The 4,289-nt window shown below is 68.6% G+C and carries 5 protein-coding genes; 4 read left to right on the plus strand and 1 reads right to left on the minus strand.

All coding sequences use genetic code 11. The features are described from left to right. Positions 1-596: adenosylhomocysteinase (locus RMO30_RS07580; RefSeq protein WP_309711495.1), on the plus strand; the 596-nt coding region annotated here is incomplete at its 5' end. A 110-nt stretch (positions 597-706) separates the two neighbouring features. Here the strand turns inward: RMO30_RS07580 and RMO30_RS07585 are convergent. Continuing rightward, positions 707-1,603, minus strand: a complete 897-nt coding sequence (locus RMO30_RS07585) for an RDD family protein (protein ID WP_309711497.1) — start codon at positions 1,601-1,603, stop codon at positions 707-709. On the opposite strand from RMO30_RS07585, the gene RMO30_RS07590 reads away from it, so the two are divergent. The 3 genes from RMO30_RS07590 to RMO30_RS07600 form a co-directional block, all read left to right on the plus strand. After that, on the plus strand, positions 1,602-2,597 hold the full coding sequence (locus RMO30_RS07590; RefSeq protein ID WP_309711499.1) for a stage II sporulation protein M: 996 nt from the start codon (positions 1,602-1,604) through the stop codon (positions 2,595-2,597). The genes RMO30_RS07585 and RMO30_RS07590 overlap by 2 nt on opposite strands. Positions 2,598-2,642: 45 nt before the next feature. Then, entirely contained in the window at positions 2,643-3,110 is a 468-nt protein-coding gene (locus tag RMO30_RS07595; RefSeq protein WP_309711501.1) for a Fur family transcriptional regulator, read from the plus strand. Further along, positions 3,103-4,289 (plus strand): peroxidase family protein (locus RMO30_RS07600; protein ID WP_309711503.1); only part of this gene is annotated, 1,187 nt, incomplete at its 3' end. The genes RMO30_RS07595 and RMO30_RS07600, both read left to right, overlap by 8 nt.

Genomic DNA, 4,289 nt, shown 5'->3' on the forward strand with positions numbered 1-4,289 from the left:
GTGCCCGCGTCGTCGTGAGCGAGGTCGACCCGATCAATGCACTGCAGGCCGCCATGGACGGCTACCAGGTCGCCCGCATCGAGAGCATGCTCGACCAGGTCGACATCTGGGTCACCGGAACCGGCAATGAGAACGTCATCACGGTCGAGCACCTGCTCGGGATGAAGCACCAGGCGATCGTCGCGAACGTCGGCCACTTCGACAACGAGATCGACATCGCCGGGCTCGAGAAGCTCGCCGGGGCCGAGCGGGTGGAGATCAAGCCGCAGGTGCACGAGTGGCGTCTGCCGAGCGGGCGCAGCGTGCTCGTCCTGTCCGAGGGACGCCTCATGAACCTGGGCAATGCGACCGGGCACCCGTCGTTCGTGATGAGCAACTCATTCTCGAACCAGGTGCTCGCGCAGCTCGAGCTCTTCACGCGCACGGATGCCTACCCGGTCGGCGTCTACGTGCTGCCGAAGGTGCTCGACGAGAAGGTCGCCCGGCTGCACCTCGAGGCCCTCGGGGTGGAGCTCACCGAGCTGACGCCCGCGCAGGCGGCCTACCTCGGAGTTCCGGTCGATGGACCGTACAAGGTCGACCATTACCGCTACTGAGCTCACACCCCGTGGGTTGAGTGCCCGCCGTAGGCGGGTGTATCGAAACCCCGGTCCGAGTAACCCGCTGGTGTGGTTTCGATACGCGTGCCGCTGGCGCGGCGCGCTACTCAACCAGCGGGGGAGTCGTCCCTAAGGGGAAAGCTGTGCGGGGTGCCGCGCAGGGCGGGTTGCAGCTTCGTGAGGCGCTCGCGTTCGAGGCGCAGCGCCTCGGTCTCGCGTTCGCGCCGCACGACGGTGACCCCGGCGAGGAACAGTTCGGGCGAGACGGGTGGAACAGGCGCGACGAATACCGCAGCCTCGGTCGCGAGTTCGGCGGCGATACGGGCGCGCCGATCCGGGTCGTACTGCGTCGCCTGCGCGAGGAACTGCCCGATGCGCCGCGTGAGCTGGGTCGGCATCCGGGCGACATCGACGATGCGGGCCCATTCGGCGAGTTGCGGCGGGATGCCGAACAGCGGCAGCACCCGACCCGACACCCGCTCGTACTGGCAGTAGGTCCCCGCAGCCAAGTCGCCGAGGCGCTGGGTGCGCGGAGTGAGCAGCCCGCACAACGCCGCGGCCCCGCCGAAGGTCGTGTAGAACTCGAAGATCCCGAGTAGGGCACGGATGGCGGCATGGCGCACGTTGATCGAGCCGCCGTCGAGCCGCACGATCCGCCCGCCGATCGCGAGTTTACCGAGCGATTTACCTTTCGTGAGCGTCTCGACCGTCATCGGGATGCCGACGAAACACACGACGATCGTCACGATGAAGAGGGCGGCCTGCACCGCCTCTTCCGTGCCGAGCGTCACCAGCGTCAGGCTCAGCGCGATCGCCAGAATGACGAAGACAACAACGCTGGCGACGACGTCGATGAGAGCACCGAGGGCACGCAACACGAAGCCGGTGGGATGCAGGTCGAGGGTGACCGCCTCCCCGGTGAGGGTTCCCTCCTCGCCGGGGGCGTAGTCGTCGATCCACTCCGAGTCGGGGTCGGCCACCATGCGGATATCCTTCCAGTGCATGGACCTCGACGCCTACTCAGCCGCCCATCGCGCGGAGTGGGATCGGCTCGCGGTTCTCGCGGGGCAGCGAAAGCTCAGCGGCCGCGACTCCGACGAGCTGATCGACCTGTACCAGTCGGCATCCGCTCACCTCGCCGAGATCAAGGCGACCGTCGGCGAGACCGTGCAGGGCGACCATATTTCGCTCGCCCTCGCCAAGGCGCGGGTGCGGTTCACGGGGGCGCCGACCAATCCGCTTCGGCAGCTCACCATCTTCTTCGCTAACCAGCTTCCGGCGGCGCTCTACCGCATCCGCTGGTCGTCGCTCGTCGTCACCGTGCTGTTCGCCGCGGTCGCGACGGCGTTTGGCGCGTGGTTCACGATCAACCCCGAACTGCTCGACCTGCTCGGGCCGGAGGAGCTGCGGCGCGAGTACGCCGAACAGGAGTTCGTCTCCTACTACTCGGAGAGCTCGGAGGGTGGGTTCACCGGCCAGGTGTGGACGAACAACGCCTGGCTCACCGCGCAGTGCGTCATGTTCGGCATCACCGGGGTGTACCCGGTGTACCTGCTGTTCGTGAACGCCCAAGGCCTGGGGATCTCGGCCGCCGTGATGAACGAGTTCGATCGGCTCGACCAGTTCTTCCTCTACATCTCCCCGCACGGGCAGCTCGAGCTGTACTCGATCTTCGTCGCCGGGGCGGCCGGGATGCTCATCTTCTGGTCGTGGGTCGCGCCCGGCGCCCGCACACGGCGGCAGGCACTCGCCGAGGATGGCCGCGCGTTCTTCACGATCGTCGTCGGGTTGGCGCTCTCCCTGCTGGTTTCGGGTGTCATCGAAGGTTTCGTGACGCGGCAGGACTGGCCGTGGCCCGTCAAGATCGGAATCGGCACGGTCGCCCTCGCAGCGTTCCTGGTCTACCAGTGGGTTGTCGGCCGTCGAGCCGCCCGGGCGGGTGAGACTGGTGATCTGCTCGAGTTCGACGCCGGCGCGAAGGTGCCCGTCGCAGGGTAAGCCCCCGGCTCGCTGTTTTTGAGTTGTTCACGATAAGGTGGGGTCGTGACGCGACCGGCTCTCGACGACAGGCTGCGCGCCGCGGGTCTCCGAGTGACCCGCCCGCGGATCGCCGTGCTCGAGACCGTCGAGGCCTGGCCGCACAGCGACGCGGAGAGCGTCCACGCGCGACTCGCCGGACGGCATCCTTCGCTCTCGGTGCAATCGGTGCACAACGTGTTGCGGGCGCTCACCGCGGGCTCGCTGCTGCGCCGCATCGAGCCCGCCGACTCGCCCGCCCTCTACGAGGCGCGGGTCGGCGACAACCATCACCACGCCGTGTGCCGCGAGTGCGGGTCCGTCCGCGACATCCCGTGCACCGTCGGCCACGCTCCCTGCCTCGACCCCGGCGACGCGGATGGCTTCACCGTCGACCTCGCCGAGGTCGTGTTCTGGGGTCTCTGCGCCGGCTGCCGCGATCGCGGCGTCCCGATGACCGCCACGCCCGAATCACCTAGGAGAAGCCATGACTGACGCCGAATCCCCGATCATCACCGAAGGCTCCACGGCCGCCGATGGGTGCCCCGTCGTCGGTCCGAAGCAGCCGCACCCGACGAGCGGCTCGGCGAACAGCGTGTGGTGGCCGGACCGCCTCAACCTCAAGATCCTCGCCAAGAACCCGGTTGTCGCCAATCCGCTCGGGGGCGACTTCGACTACGCCGCGGCGTTCCAGGCCCTCGACCTCGCCGCCGTCAAGACGGACATCGCGACGGTGCTCACCACGTCGCAGCCCTGGTGGCCCGCCGACTTCGGCAACTACGGCCCGTTCATCATCCGCATGGCCTGGCACAGCGCCGGCACGTACCGCGTCGGCGACGGCCGCGGCGGGGCGGGAGCGGGCCAGCAGCGCTTCGCGCCGCTCAACAGCTGGCCCGACAACGGCAACCTCGACAAAGCCCGCCGCTTGCTCTGGCCGGTCAAGAAGAAGTACGGGCAGTCGATCTCCTGGGCGGACCTGATGATCCTCGCCGGCAACGTCGCGCTCGAGCAGATGGGTTTCGCGACCTTCGGCTTCGGCGGCGGACGTGCCGATGTCTGGGAACCCGACGACGACGTCTACTGGGGTCCGGAGACCGAGTGGCTCGGCGACGAGCGCTACACCGGCGACCGGGACCTCGAGAGCCCGCTCGCCGCGGTCCAGATGGGACTCATCTACGTCAACCCCGAGGGTCCCGGGGGCAACCCCGACCCGCTCGCCTCGGCGCGCGACATCCGGGAGACGTTCGCCCGGATGGGGATGAACGACGAAGAGACCGTCGCCCTCATCGCCGGCGGGCACACCTTCGGAAAGACCCACGGCGCCGGCCCGGCCGACGCGGTCGGCCTCGACCCGGAGGCTGCGACCATGGAACAGCAGGGCTTCGGCTGGACGAACAGCCACGGCACCGGCACGGGCGACGACGCGATCACCTCGGGCCTCGAGGTCACCTGGACCTACCACCCGACCCGGTGGGACAACGAGTTCTTCGACATCCTGTACGCGTACGAGTGGGAGCTCATGGAGAGCCCCGCCGGAGCCAAGCAGTGGCGACCGGTGAACGGCGGAGGTGCCGGGCTGGTGCCGCTCGCGCACTCGGACGGCCACCGCGAGCCGCGCATGCTCACGAGCGATCTTGCCCTGCGCGTTGACCCCGCGTACGACGCGATCTCGCG

The organism is Pseudolysinimonas sp. (assembly GCF_031389465.1).
Classification (GTDB): domain Bacteria; phylum Actinomycetota; class Actinomycetes; order Actinomycetales; family Microbacteriaceae; genus Pseudolysinimonas_A.